Source organism: Streptomyces sp. NPDC058650 (assembly GCF_042717315.1).
Lineage (GTDB): Bacteria > Actinomycetota > Actinomycetes > Streptomycetales > Streptomycetaceae > Streptomyces.
Map to the genome: position 1 here is coordinate 1 of NZ_JBHXRL010000079.1, position 1146 is coordinate 1146.

2 protein-coding genes are annotated in these 1146 nt (G+C 69.5%); one reads left to right on the forward strand and one right to left on the reverse strand.

Features of this window, described 5'->3' with window-relative positions:
* Positions 1–436, forward strand: a 436-nt coding sequence (locus ACFWWU_RS37375) for an HAD family hydrolase (protein WP_384153705.1), incomplete at its 5' end; no start/stop codon positions are given.
* A 5-nt stretch (positions 437–441) separates the two neighbouring features.
* Here ACFWWU_RS37375 and ACFWWU_RS37380 read toward each other — a convergent pair.
* Complete coding sequence (locus tag ACFWWU_RS37380) at positions 442–864, reverse strand: hypothetical protein (protein ID WP_384153708.1); 423 nt, start codon at positions 862–864, stop codon at positions 442–444.
* Positions 865–1146 lie beyond the last annotated feature (282 nt).

A 1146-nucleotide genomic window follows, 5' to 3' on the forward strand; every position in this document is an offset into this window, starting at 1 on the left:
CTACCGTGAGCACTATGCCGACCACGTGCTGCGCTCCCCCGTGTTCCCGGGCGTCGCCGGTGTGCTCGAGCGGCTGCACGCCGCAGGCATCCCGATCGCGCTCGCAACCTCGAAGCCCGAGTCGATGGCCCGCAGGGTGCTCGACCACCAAGGTCTCAGCCAGTACTTCACCGAGATCGCAGGCGCGAGCGACGACGAGCAGCGCAGCACGAAGGCCGACGTCGTCGCCGAGGCGCTGCGCCGACTGCAGGCGTCGGGCGTCGACACCGAGAACGCCGTGATGGTCGGTGATCGCGGCTACGACACGCTCGGGGCACTGGCGAACGGCGTGCCCACGATCCTCGTGGAGTGGGGCTACGGCTCACCCGACGAAGCGGCCGACGCCATGGCGGTCGTTCACTCTGCCGACCAGCTGCGGAACCTGCTCCTCGGCTGAGGGCGTCAGTAGCCGGATGTCGCCGGCACGACCTCGACCGTGAACGCGACCGTCTCGCCGGTCTCGCTGTTCTCGAGCGTCACCGCGGTCGATCCGACGGCGAGCGCCGTGAGTCCCGGATTGAACTGCGCACTCCCGTCGTCACCGCCCGGCGTGAACTCGACGATCGTCGGGTCCTCGATGTCGGCGTCCCAGTCGGCGTACGTCTCGTCGTCACCCGTCAGGTCGATCACGTTGCCGTCGACCACCTCGATCGTCTCGCCGTCGATGTCGGCGATCTCGACGACGACCGGCGCGGGCAGCGTGTCGGTGCCGGCGGAGCATCCGGCGAGCGCGAGCGTGCCGGCCGCGACGGCGAGCAGTAACGGCAGCACCGCGCGGCGCCCGGCACGGGGCATCCGCTCGTTCGCACTCGTTCGATCGGCCATCGCGGCACCCCTCCGCCCCTGCGACGCACCGGCGCCGTTCCGTTCAGCGTAGACCGAGCGGATGCCGCGCGACACCCCCGCACGAGCGACGACCCCGCCTCACGGCGAACGCAGAACATGACGGACCCTCAGCATGAACGGGCTGCAAGAATCGCCCCCATCCGGGTGACACGCGCGCATGATCGACGCGGATCACGAGGCCCACGCAACAGACATGCGTCGTGCTTCCCGAAAGCCCGCACAGCTCTTCCATAGGTACGGCAGTGCACGGCAGTATTCCGA